Here is a 14,395-nt window from a genome sequence, read left to right on the forward strand (position 1 = left end):
ACTGCCGCCATCCGGGCGCAGACGGTCCCACCAAAGCGATACCACCACCCCGCCCAAATTCCTCTGCCAAACCAACTTAAATCTGGCACCCAGGTAGTGAGGGCTGATGGGATCGGATTTGGCTGACCCTGTGCGCCATGGAAGGCGCACTGGAGCCCCCATGGATGGGTTTACGGCGAGTCAGACAAACTCCGATCCCATTAGTCCAAGGCCAGTAGCCATGAATCCCAAGCATGGCACTTTCGAAGAGAGACTAATTTTAACAAACCTGACTCCATTCGACATTGTCAGTGAATGTGTTTCGCTTGCACCCTTCGATTGAATATGATCACATGATCGGTTAGCCAAGTGAGGATATTTATGCGGGTTATTTTTTTACTGTTTATTATTGTTCCAATCATTGAAATCACCCTGCTGATTAATGTCGGGCAGATGATCGGCGTGTGGTATACCGTCGGATTGGTGCTCTTGTCAGCTTTTATCGGCGTGAATATGTTGCGCATACAAAGCCTGGGTACGCTGATGCGTGCCCGCGAGCGTATGGATCAGGGCGAGATTCCCGGTCAGGAAATGGGTGAAGGCATCGTACTTGCCGTCGGCGGTGCCTTGTTGGTTACCCCTGGTTTTGTAACTGATGTGGTGGGCTTTTGCTGCCTGATCCCATATACACGCAAGGCATTGGTGCACTTTTTGAGTCAACGTATGACTGTTGTGACATCGATGCAGGCCACCTCAACCCCACCACCTCACAGCCCACCGTTTGGTGATGCGCCCGGTCACTCTGAGTCGACACCTCGCTCCGGTGATATTATCGATGGCGAGTACACACGTAAGGACTGAAATTTTTTTCAGTGTTGATATTGAAATCCCTCTCTACCCACCCCACATATGCGTCAGGGTTCAGCGCCCTGACTCACCGAAAATTTTTTCGGTCCCTCTGTTGAATTTGACGAGGGTTGGCCTTAACTAACTGTCATCCTTCAACAGGACAACGTCAGACGCTGACAATTAAAAAAATCAACAAAATTAAATCTGTTCCTACATACCAGGAGAATAACCAGATGAATATTCGTCCACTTCATGATCGTGTCGTTATACGTCGCAGCGAAGAGGAAAAAACCACAGCAGGCGGTATCGTTCTGCCGGGTTCTGCTGCTGAAAAACCTAACCGTGGCGAAGTTTTAGCTGTCGGTCCAGGTCGCACCCTGAATAATGGTGATGTTCAGGCGCCGTCTGTCAAAGTGGGTGACAAAGTGCTGTTTGGTCAATATGCCGGTTCTAACGTCGTTAAAGTCGATGGTGAAGACCTGATGATCATGCAGGAAAGCGAAATTTTTGCGGTGATTGAAGACTGAGTTTGGCGTCTTTGATACCGATTATTTCTATCTTAAACAGAATTATTGAACAGGATTTATAAGAATGGCTGCTAAAGACGTACGTTTTGGTAATGATGCCCGTCAGCGCATGCTGGATGGTGTGAATGTTCTGGCTGATGCCGTAAAAACAACCCTGGGCCCTAAAGGCCGTAATGTGGTGTTGGAAAGATCTTTCGGCTCCCCGGTTATCACCAAAGACGGTGTATCCGTTGCAAAAGAAATCGAACTGAAAGACAAGTTCGAAAACATGGGCGCACAGATGGTCAAGGAAGTGGCTTCCAAGGCTAACGATGTAGCGGGTGACGGTACTACCACAGCCACTGTGCTGGCTCAGGCGATTGTTAGCGAAGGTCTGAAATCTGTTGCAGCGGGTATGAACCCGATGGACCTGAAACGCGGTATCGATAAAGCCGCCGCAGCCGTTGTGGCTGAACTGGCTAAAATGTCTGTGCCTTGTACTGACTATAAAGCCATCGCTCAGGTGGGTACAATCTCCGCTAACTCTGATTCCGAAATCGGCCGTATCATTGCTGAAGCCATGGAAAAAGTTGGACAGGAAGGCGTTATCACGGTTGAAGAAGGTTCCGGTTTCGACAACGAACTGGATGTTGTGGAAGGTATGCAGTTTGATCGTGGCTACCTGTCACCTTACTTCATCAACAACCAGGAAAACATGTCAGCTGAACTGGAAGATCCTTACATCCTGTTGGTTGACAAGAAAATTTCCAACATCCGTGAATTACTGCCAGTACTGGAGCAGGTTGCCAAGTCTTCCCGTCCACTGCTGATCGTATCTGAAGATGTTGAAGGCGAAGCGCTGGCAACTCTGGTGGTTAACAACATGCGTGGCATCGTTAAAGTTGCTGCGGTTAAAGCACCGGGCTTCGGCGATCGTCGCAAGGCTATGCTGCAGGATATCGCTGTTCTGACCGGTGGCCAGGTGATCTCTGAAGAAGTGGGTCTGAGCCTGGAACAGGCGGGTCTGGAACACCTGGGTCAAGCCAAGCGTATCAATATCACCAAAGAGAACACCACCATCGTTGATGGCGCAGGTGCTCAGGCGGATATCGAAGCACGTGTTCAGCAGGTTCGTGTTCAGATCGAAGATACTTCTTCTGATTATGACCGTGAAAAACTGCAGGAACGTGTGGCTAAGCTGGCCGGTGGCGTTGCTGTCATCAAAGTCGGTGGCGGTACTGAAGTTGAAATGAAAGAGAAGAAAGCCCGTGTTGACGATGCCCTGCATGCTACCCGTGCGGCGGTTGAAGAAGGCGTGGTACCTGGTGGTGGTGTTGCACTGATCCGCGCGCTGGATAACGTGGGTAAGCTGCTGGGTGATAACCATGATCAGAACATCGGTATCGAGCTGGCCTTCCGTGCCCTCGAAGCTCCTTTGCGTCAGATCGTTGCCAATGCTGGTGGTGAAGGCTCAGTTGTAGTTTCCAAAATCCGTGAAGGCAAGGGCTCATTCGGCTTCAATGCATCGAATGACCAGTACGGCGATATGATGGAAATGGGTATCATCGATCCAGCCAAAGTAACCCGTGCAGCACTGCAGGCAGCGGCCTCTATTGCTGGCATGATGATCACCACTGAAGCCATGGTTGCTGAGTTGCCAGAAGACAAGCCAGCCATGCCGGATATGGGTGGCATGGGCGGTATGGGTGGCATGGGCGGCATGATGTGATCTGATCACTCACCGACCAGTCCCTGACTGATCCAAACCCCGTTGTCTGTCGGCAATTACCTGAGGTAAGCTGACAGACAACGGGGTTTTTGTGTTATATAACCCTGATGAATATGATTACGTTTGATCAAACAGGTGCGGACCTAGTGAACCATGAGCGATAAACTGGAACCTCGATTTAATCCGGAAAGCATCCGGGAAAGTGTGCAGAATCCGAAAGCGCCGCTTGACGATGAGCTTGAGCTTCGCGAGCCACAAACGCCCCTGGAGCCACGACGTGGCAGTGGTTTGTTGCTGAATCTGGTGTTATTGATTCTGGTACTGGCGCTGGGAGGTATGGGCTGGTTGTTGCTGGAGCAGCGTCAGGCGTTGGAGGCATCACAGCAGCGCTTGAATGTGCTGGAATCTGGTCTGTCCGTCAGCCAGGATACGCTCGAACGCTCCGGTGATACGCTGCAAGAGCAGTTGGTTGCGTTGCAGGAGGCGCAAGCAGCTGATCGTGCGACTTCACAATCTCGATTGGATGAGTTGCTTCAACGTGTGGAGCAGGAAGTTTCTCAGCGTGAGCAGTTGCAGAAGCAGCAGCAAGAAAATCTGGCACAATTACAAACTCTGTCAACTAGCGTGGCGGGTGTGAGTGAGCCGCTGGCCGAGCTTGAGCGTCTGAAGACTGTGATCACCACGTTGCAGCAACAGGTTGCACAGTTATCTGATCAGGTCGGGTCAGGTGATGCCGCCAATGATCAGAGCTCAGAACAATTACAGCGACTGACAGCCAGGTTTCGACCTTGACGGAGCAACAGCTGCAATCTGCAAGACAGTTGAGTGAACTCGATACACAGTTAACAGCCGCTCAGCAACAGTACCAATCACTGGAGAACGACCTTAAGCGTCAGTTTGCCGGACTTGAGGCTAAGCTGGTCGCCGCCGAAGAGGCCGCAGGGCCTGATGAACTGGCTGTGATCGAAATTGGTCTGTCAGAGTTGCGTGAAGATATCCGTGCCATCAATAATGCGCGGCAATTAATCAACCGTGATTTGTTGCAGTTGCGCGAGCAACTTAACCGTGTGCAGCTGCAGTCGAACTGAGTCCCGAATAGACCGTTGAATTGCCTTTGTGAGCTGAAATCGGCACAATGGCGCGCTTAATTTCAGAGTAGAGTGATCATGCGACAACCAGAATTACTGTCCCCGGCGGGGACATTGAAAAACATGAAGTACGCCTTTGCCTACGGAGCCGATGCCGTCTATGCGGGGCAGCCGCGCTACAGTCTGCGGGTGCGTAATAATGATTTCAATTACAATCACCTTGCCGAAGGCATTGCCTATGCGCATCAGCGCGGTAAAAAGTTCTTTGTTGCCAGTAATATTCTGCCGCATAACGCCAAACTGAAAACCTATATGGATGACATCGTGCCGGTGATTGAGATGGGGCCGGACGCACTGATTATGTCGGATCCCGGCTTGATTATGCTGGTTAAGGAACGCTTCCCCGATCTGCCGATTCACTTGTCGGTCCAGGCCAATACCATGAACTGGGCGAGTGTAAAATTCTGGCATCAGGCCGGTATTGAACGCGTCATTTTGTCACGCGAATTATCGCTGGATGAAGTGGAAGAGATACGCCAGCGCTGCCCGGAGATGGAAATCGAAGTGTTTGTACACGGTTCGCTGTGTATCGCCTACTCAGGCCGTTGTCTGTTGTCGGGCTATATCAATCACCGCGATCCTAACCAGGGCACCTGCACCAACGCCTGCCGCTGGAAATACGATGCCCACGAGGCGAAACAGGATGAATCCGGTGATATTGTGCCGGTACAGCAGTTTGAGCCGACTCTGGGTGAGGGTATGCCGAGCGATAAAATAGTGCTGTTGCAGGAAGCGTCGCGCCCTGATGACTATATGCCAGCTTTTGAAGATGAGCACGGCACCTATATTATGAATTCCAAAGACCTGCGTGCCATTCAGCATGTACACCGCTTGGCGGCGATGGGTGTGGATTCGTTGAAAATTGAAGGGCGCACCAAGTCGCACTATTATGTTGCCCGCACAGCGCAGGCCTATCGAAGAGCGATTGACGACGCCGTCCTGGGCAAGCCATTTGATATGGAGCTTATGGATGTGCTGGAAAACCTGGCTAATCGGGGTTATACCGAAGGTTTCTACCGTCGCCATGTGCATGATCAATACCAAAATTATGAAACCGGTAACTCGGTTGGCGTGCATCAGCAGTTTGTTGGTGAAGTGCTCAGTCATGATGGTGATAAGGGGCTACTGCAGATTGATGTAAAAAACCGCTTTGAAACCGGCGATACCCTGGAGCTGATGACTCCTGCGGGTAATAAGCGCTTCCGTCTGAGTGAGTTGCTGGATAAACATGGCGCTCGGTAGATGCCGCTCCTGGCTCGGGTCACAAAGTCAGTATCCCGCTAGACTTTGATACCGACATGACCTATGCCTTGTTGATGCGCGACCTTCCTAATGCACCGGTTCGTACCTAGTCTGACGGCATGAGTGCTGATTTAAGCAAGTACCACTTTCACCGTGCGCTGCGGCCTTTCTCTTTTCCGGTAGCGCTAACGGCGTGCCTGGTTGGTATCGCATCGGCCTATGCTGAGGGTTACTGGTTGCCGCTGAACGTGCTGCTGATACTGTTGGCGGGTGTGTTGCTGCAGGCTGGTGTGAATCTGATTAATGACTATGCTGACCTGAAACTGCTGCCCGAACATCCGAACGCCGAACTGCAACTGGCTTGCCAGCGCATCCATACTAACTATCGCCTCGGGCTGGGCTGCTTTCTGTTGGCTGCCCTGATCGGACTGTATCTGGTGTCTGTGACGGGGTTGCCGCTCTTGTGGATCAGCCTGGTGGGCCTGGTTGGGGCCCTGGGATACACCTGGCGCCAATACAGTATAAAAACCGCGGTTTGGGTGTGGTGATGGTATTTTGGCTGATGGGTGTGCTGATGATTAGCGGCAGTTATCTGGCCGCCGGTGCACCTTTTGATCTGCGTATTATCTGGTTGTCCTTGCCGCTTAGCTGTCTGGTGGCGTTGTTGTTGCTTAGTAATGAGTTGCGTGACTATGAAGGTGACCTGGCCGATGGGCTGGGTAGCTCACGGTGCGAATAGGCTACCCTCAGGCAGTTCGGCTTTATTGGCTGTTGCTTGTTGTGGCGTTGTTGATGACACTGGCACTGAGGTGGATGGGTTATCTGAACCTGATCTGGCCCTTGGCTGCGGTGTTGTTATTGCTGCCCAAACCCTGCCGATTACTCCAGCACCGGCCAAAGAACGCGTTGCCTTGACCCCTGCCACCGCCCGGCTGTTATTGGGGTTTGGCACTGTTTTCTGTGTTTTGTTGCTGGTATAGGTCTATTCGATACTTGGCTGTGCACACTCGTGCACTTTCAGTTAAAACGTCTCAGTTAAAACGTGTCAGGTAATTGGCCAGTATTTCCTCTAGTCGCAAGGTCACCTGTCCCTTGCTGTCTGTGCTGAAGTGAAAACTGCTAAACTCCTGCCAAAGTAAGGCGTTGGCTGTTTTAAGTAGTTTAAGCTGTCCGTTCTGTACCGCTGGATCAACCAGGGGTTGCGGTAACCAGGCCCAGCCAGCATGTTCCATGACCGCATCCCGAATCAGCTCATACTGAGTCAGGGCCAGGTAGTTACTGCTGTTGAGTATATCTGGAACCAGTTGCTCATCCGCGTCTACAAATGCCAGTGTCACCTGAGTGTGGGTGACAAGGTCTTCAGGCGTTACTTCTGGCAGGCGTGATAAAGGGTGTTGGGTGCTGGCAACCATGATCAACCTTAGACCTGCCAGAGATTCAACCGCGATGCGGTTATCGGCGTGTTTGTTTAGATCCAGACCATAGGCAATATCCACAGTTTGTGAGGATACTAAGGCGGGTAGCTCCTGGGGTGGTGCCAGATATACGGAAATCCCCGTCAGTGGAAAACGCTGTTTCAGTGAGCGCATAGCCTCAAGCCAGAAGGCTTCAGGTAAGGAATCATCACGGGCCAGCCGCAAGGTGGTTTCAATGCCCCCTCGCTCCAGTTCGCAGCGTGCCAGGATCTGACGATAAGTGTGCAGAAAGCGCATGCAGTCAGGTTGAATGGACCAGGCTAGATCTGTCGGATGCACTGATTTACCTGAGCGCTCAAACAATTCGGCATTCAAATCATCTTCCAAGGCGCTGATGGCCGCACTGATCGTTGTGCGGCTACGATTAAGCCGGCGCGCGGCATCAATAATTGATCCCGATTCCAGTACCGCCAGAAAAGCTTCAGCTTGTATAGGTCTCATGGTGATGTGGTGCTCGTAAAGTGAATTCTCAAGAGACGGTTTTTTGGTCGCTAAGCGACTCATGCCTCGTTAAATTAACGGATAAAATCCGCTTTTACCATTAATTAACAGTAAAAATTCCATGTAATACGGCGTGGGTATGAGGTTGTGATGCTTTTCTTTAAAGTTGGCCGTGAAAGGTCAACGCTAATTTTTTCGGCAGGTGTTTCAGGTTTTTTTGCCTTCACAGGCATCCTTTGCGGGCTGTGGACTGGCTCTTTGGCAATTCTGTTTGACGGCGCCTATTCGTCTGTCAGCCTGGTCTTATCCCTGTTATCGGTAATGGCCTTACGCTGGTCAGGGTTACCTGCAAGTAATCATTTCAACTTTGGCCGGATTCTCGCCGAGCCTTTAGTCATCGCCATTAAAGGTTTCATCATCCTGTTAGTGTGTCTGATTTCGCTGCTGAGTGCACTGAATGCGCTGATGACAGGAGGACGAGAAATAGTCGCTGATATGGCGACAGGGTTTGCTTTTTTCAGCGTGATGGGTTGTGTATTCACTTGGCGTTATCTGCAGTACTGTAATCTCATTCACCAGTCGGCTCTGGTCGATGCAGAGGCAAAACAATGGTGTATGGACAGTCTGCTCAGTGCAGCGGTGCTGCTGGGCTTGCTGATCGCCTGGGGTATGACTTGGACAGCCTATGCACACTGGGCCGTGTATGTGGACCCTCTGCTGGTGGTGTTGGTCTCTGTGTACATTATGGCGGTACCAGTGCGCATGATGCTGCAGGGGATGGGTGAGATCATGATGATGTCGCCTAAACCTGAACTGCGCAAACGTGTGTATCGCAGTTTGTCAGAAATCGGTATCCAACCATCACAAAGTAAAATGGCCAAGGTGGGCAGTTATCTACTGTTGGAAGTCTCCATCGGCGTTGAGCATGTGCAGCAGATGGAAGGTTTACAGCAGCGGATTGATCAGCAATTCGGTGACTTTCCGCTGGAAGTGAAGACTCAGATTCTGTTTTACCCCAAGTGGCCGCGCGGCGCTGTTTCTCTTTTGCGGTGATCTACGCACTCTGATGGAACGTATTGTTCGGATAATCAAATACCGTGGGGAGTTAGTCTATGCGCAATATCAAATTAAGCGTGTTATTGATCGCGGGTTTTTCTGTCGTTGCTGTGATTTTACTGCTGGTTGGTTTACTCAGCATGTGGGCGGGCGGGCGGATGAAAGCCGATATTGTGGAGTTGGGCGAGGTGCGTTTGCCTGCAGTCAACCTGTTGGGTGGTATTAATGAAGAACGACTGATGACCCGTTCACAAACGCTGAGCATGATGTTGCTGGCTGAGTGGACACCGAATACCGGGCGTGAATTGACTGATCTGCTGGCGCAGCGTGATGCCTCATGGAAACACCTGGATGAGGTTATGGCGCAGTACGCTACTATACCGCGTACGGTGCAGGGTGAAGCGATGTATCAGCGTCTGTTGAGCGCGATGCGTAACTGGCGTGAAGCGGCAGAGCGTATGGATGCAGCGGTTTTGCGCATGAGCCAGGCAGGTTCAGCTGAAGCTTATCAGCAGGCGTATACAGAGTTCCAGCGTCAGTTTGAGGCTTTAATTCCAGTGTCAGCGGCGATGAATCAGCAGCTCGAAGAGTTGATTAGCCGAAATTTACAGATTTCTGATGATATGGTCTCTGTCGCGATCGCTGAAGCAGAGTTTGAAGTGATTATCACGATGATTGCTGTGGCAATTGGTTTCATCATAGCACTGGCATCAGGCATCCTGATCACCCGTCGTGTAATGGGGCAGTTGGGTGGCGAGCCAGCCTATGTACAGCAGGTGGTGCGCCAGGTAGCCGATGGTGATCTGACGGTTAAAATTGATACCTCCAAAGCACCGGAAGATAGCTTGCTGGCAGCGTTTAGTGACATGGTTAATACACTGAAAAAACTGATGAAACAGATCTCGGATGCCTCGGTGCAGGTGTCTGCTGCGGCAGAAGAACTGTCTGCATCCAGTGCACAAACCAATACTCAGGTACAACTACAGCAAATGGAGATTACTCAGGTAGCCACTGCCATGAATGAGATGGCGGCCACAGTAATGGATGTCGCCAAAAATGCCTCCTCGGCTTCCAATGCGGCACAGTCGGCACACTCCGAAACTGAAAATGGCATGCAGGTAGTGACCCAAGTGGTGCAGGTGATCAATCGGCTGGCGGCCGAGATTGAAAAATCAGCCAACAGTATGACTCAGTTGGTTAAAGATAGTGATGAGATAGGTTCTGTGCTGGGCGTGATTCAGGAAATTGCCGAGCAAACCAACCTCTTGGCGTTGAATGCGGCCATTGAAGCGGCACGTGCTGGTGATCAGGGTCGTGGTTTTGCGGTGGTAGCTGATGAAGTGCGTTCACTGGCCAGTCGCACTCAGGCGTCCACCGGTGATATCCAGGCGCGCATCAATCGGGTGCAGGATGGTTCTGGCCAGGCTGCCAAGCAGATGGAGCAGGGCAGGCAGCAAGGTTTGCAAACTGTGGAGCAGGCAAATCATGCCGGTGAAGCACTCAAAGCCATCAGCGCCTCTGTGACAGCGATTAATGATATGAATGCGCAGATTGCAACAGCGGCTGAGGAACAATCCTCTGTTGCCGAAGAGATCAATCAGAATATCACTAACATCACACAGGCAATTGATGAAACCGCCACCGCGGCGAATCAGGTGACTTCGGCCAGTCAGGAACTGGCGCGCTTGTCATCCAGTCTGCAGCAACACGTTCAGCAGTTTAAGCTTAGCTGAGCTTCCTCGCGGTACTACGACTAATAGCACTACGACTAAAACCTGACGGAAATAGCGTCAGTTTTAGGTATAATGTGCGTTTTTACGGGTGTAGGGCCAGACTCTACATCCGCCTGTCAATTAATTGATAAATGTCTGACCGGAGAAAGTCACCCATGAGCGTAATTCGCCAAGACGATTTCATCAGCAGCATCGCCGATGCGCTACAGTTCATTTCCTACTATCATCCGATTGATTTTGTCAAAGCGGTGCATGAAGCCTATCTACGGGAAGAAAATCCCGCTGCCAAGGATGCCATGGCACAGATTCTGATTAACTCGCGTATGTGTGCTGAAGGCAAGCGTCCGATCTGTCAGGATACTGGTATCGTCACGGTGTTCCTGAAAGTGGGCATGAATGTACAGTGGGATGCACAGATGAGCGTGACCGATATGGTCAACGAAGGCGTACGCCGTGCTTACCTGAATCCGGATAACGTACTGCGTGCTTCCATTCTCGCTGATCCGGCCGGTAAGCGTCAGAATACTAAAGACAATACCCCGGCGGTTATCCATTACGAGATAGTCGAAGGCGATGAAGTCGAAGTGCATGTCGCGGCCAAAGGCGGCGGTTCTGAGAATAAATCCAAAATGGCGATGCTGAACCCGTCAGACAGTATTGTGGACTGGATTGTCAAAACCGTACCCACTATGGGCGCTGGCTGGTGTCCGCCGGGTATGTTGGGCATAGGCATTGGTGGTACCGCAGAAAAAGCCGCGGTCATGGCGAAAGAGTCGTTGATGGACCCGATTGATATTCATGAAATCCGTGAACGTGGACCACAGAACCGTATTGAAGAGTTACGTCTGGAAATCATGGATAAGGTCAACGCCCTGGGCATTGGTGCACAGGGCCTGGGTGGTCTGACGACCGTGCTGGATATCAAGATCATGGATTACCCGACCCATGCCGCTTCTCTGCCGGTATGTATGATTCCAAACTGTGCCGCCACGCGTCATGCGCACTTTACCCTGGATGGCTCCGGCCCGGCCGAACTCACACCACCCAGCCTGGAAGACTGGCCCGAAGTGACCTTTGAAGTGGGTAGTAATACCCGTCGCGTCAATCTGGATGAAGTTACCCCGGAAGAAGTCGCTGAGTGGAAAGTGGGTGAAACCGTTCTACTCAACGGCAAAATGCTCACCGGCCGTGATGCCGCCCACAAGAAAATGATCGAGATGCTCAATAATGGCGAAAGCCTGCCGGTAGATCTGAAAGGGCGCTTTATCTACTACGTCGGTCCTGTGGACCCTGTCCGCGATGAAGTGGTGGGACCAGCAGGGCCGACAACCTCAACCCGCATGGATAAGTTCACCCGTCAGATTCTTGAGACCACGGGTCTTCTGGGGATGATCGGTAAATCCGAACGTGGTCCTATTGCCATTGAGGCGATCAAGGACAGTAAAGCGGTGTATCTGATGGCAGTAGGCGGTGCGGCCTATCTGGTCTCCAAAGCCATAGTCGGCGCCAAGGTGCTGGCTTTCCCGGAGCTGGGTATGGAAGCTATCTATGAGTTTGAAGTTAAGGATATGCCGGTAACCGTAGCGGTTGATGTGAATGGAGAGTCCGTACACAACACTGGCCCTGCCAAGTGGAAAGATATTATCGCTAAGAGTGCATAAAATCGGGGGCATTGGCGCTGATGAGACTTAAGCCTCTGTAGATCTTAGGGCTAATGGGCCGGATCTAGCTGACACGCCGTGAACCCATCCCTGGGGGCTCCAGTGCGCCTTCCCTGGCGCACAGGGTCAGCCAGATCCGATCCCATCAGCCCTCCCAAACCTGGGTGCCCGCGTACAGACGGTTTCAAATCGGTATTTGCGCAAATCTCTTATCAGACTGAGAGTTTGAATCTCAATTCAACGATCTATGCCGTGGCCATGCTGCTTGCTCTGTCCCAATCGATAGTTGGACTGGCACTGGGTTTTGGCGGGGTGGTGGTATCGCTTTGGAGTGACCGTCTGCCGCCAGGACGGCGGCAGTCGAGCGGCCAGGGATGGCGAAAAGCGCGTCACACCAAAGCGATACCACCACCCCAGCGTGGCACTACCCAACGTGGCACTAAAGATAAGGTGACAACAACCCCGCCGCTGCATTACGCAAGCGTATTGGCAGGGATTGTTGTTGCAGGTCACTCAGTGTTACAGGTGTGGCTTGGGCAAACTGCGTATCAAAATGCTGATTCAACTGCTGCGTCAGCCAGTTATCATAACACTCCACATTACACTCAAAATTCAACGCCAGGCTGCGGTTATCCCAGTTGGCTGAGCCGAACAGTGTCCAGCTCTCATCCAGCATAAACAGTTTGGAATGAATAAAACGCTCTGAGCTGAATCTGACTTCCACCCCCTGACGGACCATTTCCAGCAGATGGTGACGGCACGCCCAATCGACCAGTTTAAGGTTGTTGCGTCCGGGTAACAGCAACTGGATTTGGATGCCCCGTAGCGAGGCGGTAATCAGGCTTCTTCCAGGCTGGCATCTGGTACAAAATAGGGAGTCATGATGCGTATCCGGGTTTGCGCTGACCCTATCGCCCCCAGCATCAGCTGTCTCAACATGTTAAAGCGATCATCCGGGCCATCAGCAATTGCGCGAGCGAGGGTGCTGCCGGGTGTTTCTGGGGTACTGAACCAGAGAGCACCCTCTAGCTCTTCACCAGTGCTTGAATACCAGTCTTCAGCAAAGATACTTTGCAACTCAGTTACGACGGGGCCTTCAACTAAAAAGTGAATATCTTCAATGGGAATGCACTGACGGCTATCACGGCAGTGATGGTCGCTGATATTCATGCCACCGGTAAAGCCTGTGCGGCCATCTACGATGAGTAGCTTACGGTGGTTGCGCAGGTTGAGAAAAGGAAAGGTACGCGGCCAGTTAGGCGGCATAAATTCAGCATATTGCAGACCGGCCTTTTTAAGGCGTTTTTTCAGTGTTGGAAAGGAATAGCGAAAGCCCATGTAATCCACCAGCAGGCGAATGGATACCTGGCGTTCGGCCGCTCGACTCAACGCATCAACGAATTGCTTGCCAAGTTTGTCATTACGCAGAATAAACGTACTCAGCGTGATGCTGTGTTCAGCAGAGTCAATCGCTGCCAGCATACGTGGATAAGCCTCATCACCGTTGAATAGTGGTGAAATCGCATTACCAGCCAGCAGGGGTTGATTGGAGACCTTGTCAGCCAGTCGCGACAAGGTTTGCATGGGTTCAGGTACGCATTGTGCGAGCATATCAGGTAGAAATGGCTGTAGGCTATCACGGCGGTTATCGGCCAGCTTTTTTTTCCATTCATTGGCACGAGAATGCAGGCGATTGATACCAAATAGCAGGTAGGTTAACGCCCCCAGTACTGGGCAAGCCAAACCAGTCCCATCCAGGCAATGCTGGCGCGACTGTCACGTTTGGTCAAAAGGATGTGAGTTGAACAGACCAAGGACAGAGCGAGCGGAATTCCGACTAGTAGTAGGATTATGAAAAGGTCGAATAAACCAGTCATTTCATAAGGAAGTTATCAATTGGGTCCGACCCCGCTACGGGGTCGGATTGGCATTTACAGTGTGTCAAGATAAGCGCGCAGCGCATCAGCTGTTTCAGGGTGTTGCAGGCCAAAGGCTACATTGGCTTGTAACAGTCCAGCTTTGTTGCCGCAGTCGAACAGTTTACCTGCCATGGAGTAGGCTTGGAGGCAGATTCTGAAAGCAGAGTCTGCAGAGCATCAGTTAACTGTATTTCGTCGCCGGCTCCTGGCTGAGTATCCTTGAGCAAAGACATGATACGCGCAGGTAAAATGTAACGTCCTACAATGGCGAGATTGGATGGCGCGGAGGCAACATCCGGTTTTTCAACCATGCCGCGGATATCGGCACTTTCGCCAGGGCTTACTGCAACACCGGCACAGTCGACGATGCCGTAGCGCTGTACCTGGTCTTCTGGTACGCCTTCAACCATGATCTGTCCCAGTCCGGAAGTTTTCCAGGCGGCTGCCATAGAGGACATATCGCGCTGTTGACCGGCATTATCAATAAGCATATCCGGTAACATCACCGCAAAATCCTCGTTGCCGACTATCGGCGCGGCGCAGAGTACCGCATGTCCCAATCCCAGTGCCTTGGGTTGTCGCACGCTAATCACTTCAACCCCGGCGGGTAGAATGTCACGAATACTTTCCAGCAGCGCGGTTTTACTGCGGCCAGCT

Annotated in this window: 15 protein-coding genes and 1 pseudogene; 12 read left to right on the forward strand and 4 right to left on the reverse strand. The window is 51.7% G+C overall.

The features are described 5' to 3' along the window. Positions 1 to 360: 360 nt before the first annotated feature. The 9 genes and pseudogenes from LH51_RS17175 to LH51_RS17215 all read left to right on the forward strand — a co-directional run bounded on the left by LH51_RS17175 (position 361) and on the right by LH51_RS17215 (position 6,433). The gene (locus LH51_RS17175; RefSeq protein WP_036524617.1) at positions 361 to 840 is read left to right on the forward strand and encodes an FxsA family protein; all 480 of its coding nucleotides are present in this window, start codon (positions 361 to 363) and stop codon (positions 838 to 840) included. Between the two features lie 221 nt (positions 841 to 1,061). After that, a complete protein-coding gene (locus LH51_RS17180; RefSeq protein WP_036524620.1) occupies positions 1,062 to 1,355 on the forward strand; it encodes a co-chaperone GroES in 294 nt (97 codons plus the stop codon). A 64-nt stretch (positions 1,356 to 1,419) separates the two neighbouring features. Further along, on the forward strand, positions 1,420 to 3,063 hold the full coding sequence (groL, locus tag LH51_RS17185; RefSeq protein WP_036524623.1) for a chaperonin GroEL: 1,644 nt from the start codon (positions 1,420 to 1,422) through the stop codon (positions 3,061 to 3,063). Positions 3,064 to 3,216: 153 nt separating this feature from the next. Beyond that, positions 3,217 to 3,855, forward strand: a complete 639-nt coding sequence (locus tag LH51_RS17190) for a hypothetical protein (RefSeq protein WP_036524626.1) — start codon at positions 3,217 to 3,219, stop codon at positions 3,853 to 3,855. Then, positions 3,852 to 4,151 carry a hypothetical protein gene (locus tag LH51_RS17195; protein WP_036524629.1) on the forward strand — a complete coding sequence of 100 codons (300 nt, stop codon included), beginning with the start codon at positions 3,852 to 3,854 and terminating at the stop codon, positions 4,149 to 4,151. The genes LH51_RS17190 and LH51_RS17195 overlap by 4 nt, the downstream gene beginning before the upstream one ends. A 78-nt stretch (positions 4,152 to 4,229) precedes the next feature. Then, positions 4,230 to 5,563 (forward strand): annotated as a pseudogene (gene trhP / locus LH51_RS17200) (prephenate-dependent tRNA uridine(34) hydroxylase TrhP). A gap of 9 nt (positions 5,564 to 5,572) precedes the next feature. Further along, positions 5,573 to 6,001 carry a UbiA family prenyltransferase gene (locus tag LH51_RS17205; RefSeq protein WP_036524632.1) on the forward strand — a complete coding sequence of 143 codons (429 nt, stop codon included), beginning with the start codon at positions 5,573 to 5,575 and terminating at the stop codon, positions 5,999 to 6,001. Next, positions 6,001 to 6,192 (forward strand): hypothetical protein, encoded by a 192-nt coding sequence (locus LH51_RS17210; RefSeq protein ID WP_144244314.1) that lies wholly within the window; start codon positions 6,001 to 6,003, stop codon positions 6,190 to 6,192. Before LH51_RS17205 ends, LH51_RS17210 begins: the two co-directional genes overlap by 1 nt. After that, positions 6,164 to 6,433 carry a hypothetical protein gene (locus LH51_RS17215; protein ID WP_144244315.1) on the forward strand — a complete coding sequence of 90 codons (270 nt, stop codon included), beginning with the start codon at positions 6,164 to 6,166 and terminating at the stop codon, positions 6,431 to 6,433. Before LH51_RS17210 ends, LH51_RS17215 begins: the two co-directional genes overlap by 29 nt. A gap of 51 nt (positions 6,434 to 6,484) precedes the next feature. Here LH51_RS17215 and LH51_RS17220 read toward each other — a convergent pair whose 3' ends face one another. Next, on the reverse strand, positions 6,485 to 7,369 hold the full coding sequence (locus tag LH51_RS17220) for a LysR family transcriptional regulator (protein WP_036524649.1): 885 nt from the start codon (positions 7,367 to 7,369) through the stop codon (positions 6,485 to 6,487). Positions 7,370 to 7,519: 150 nt separating this feature from the next. Here LH51_RS17220 and LH51_RS17225 point away from each other — a divergent pair, with 150 nt between their 5' ends. From LH51_RS17225 to LH51_RS17235, 3 genes are all read left to right on the forward strand, one after another. Next, the gene (locus tag LH51_RS17225; RefSeq protein ID WP_036524640.1) at positions 7,520 to 8,422 is read left to right on the forward strand and encodes a cation diffusion facilitator family transporter; all 903 of its coding nucleotides are present in this window, start codon (positions 7,520 to 7,522) and stop codon (positions 8,420 to 8,422) included. Between the two features lie 59 nt (positions 8,423 to 8,481). Then, on the forward strand, positions 8,482 to 10,158 hold the full coding sequence (locus LH51_RS17230; protein ID WP_036524643.1) for a methyl-accepting chemotaxis protein: 1,677 nt from the start codon (positions 8,482 to 8,484) through the stop codon (positions 10,156 to 10,158). A gap of 155 nt (positions 10,159 to 10,313) precedes the next feature. Beyond that, the gene (locus LH51_RS17235; RefSeq protein ID WP_036524646.1) at positions 10,314 to 11,819 is read left to right on the forward strand and encodes a fumarate hydratase; all 1,506 of its coding nucleotides are present in this window, start codon (positions 10,314 to 10,316) and stop codon (positions 11,817 to 11,819) included. A 439-nt stretch (positions 11,820 to 12,258) separates the two neighbouring features. Here LH51_RS17235 and LH51_RS19610 read toward each other — a convergent pair whose 3' ends face one another. The 3 genes from LH51_RS19610 to LH51_RS17245 form a co-directional block, all read right to left on the reverse strand. Next, the gene (locus LH51_RS19610; RefSeq protein WP_052063901.1) at positions 12,259 to 12,624 is read right to left on the reverse strand and encodes a phospholipase D-like domain-containing protein; all 366 of its coding nucleotides are present in this window, start codon (positions 12,622 to 12,624) and stop codon (positions 12,259 to 12,261) included. Between the two features lie 32 nt (positions 12,625 to 12,656). Next, on the reverse strand, positions 12,657 to 13,562 hold the full coding sequence (locus LH51_RS19615) for a phospholipase D-like domain-containing protein (RefSeq protein ID WP_052063902.1): 906 nt from the start codon (positions 13,560 to 13,562) through the stop codon (positions 12,657 to 12,659). Between the two features lie 250 nt (positions 13,563 to 13,812). Further along, positions 13,813 to 14,395 (reverse strand): sugar phosphate nucleotidyltransferase (locus LH51_RS17245; protein WP_268746594.1); only part of this gene is annotated, 583 nt, incomplete at its 5' end.

This window comes from Nitrincola sp. A-D6, assembly GCF_000764495.1.
Lineage (GTDB): Bacteria > Pseudomonadota > Gammaproteobacteria > Pseudomonadales > Balneatricaceae > Nitrincola.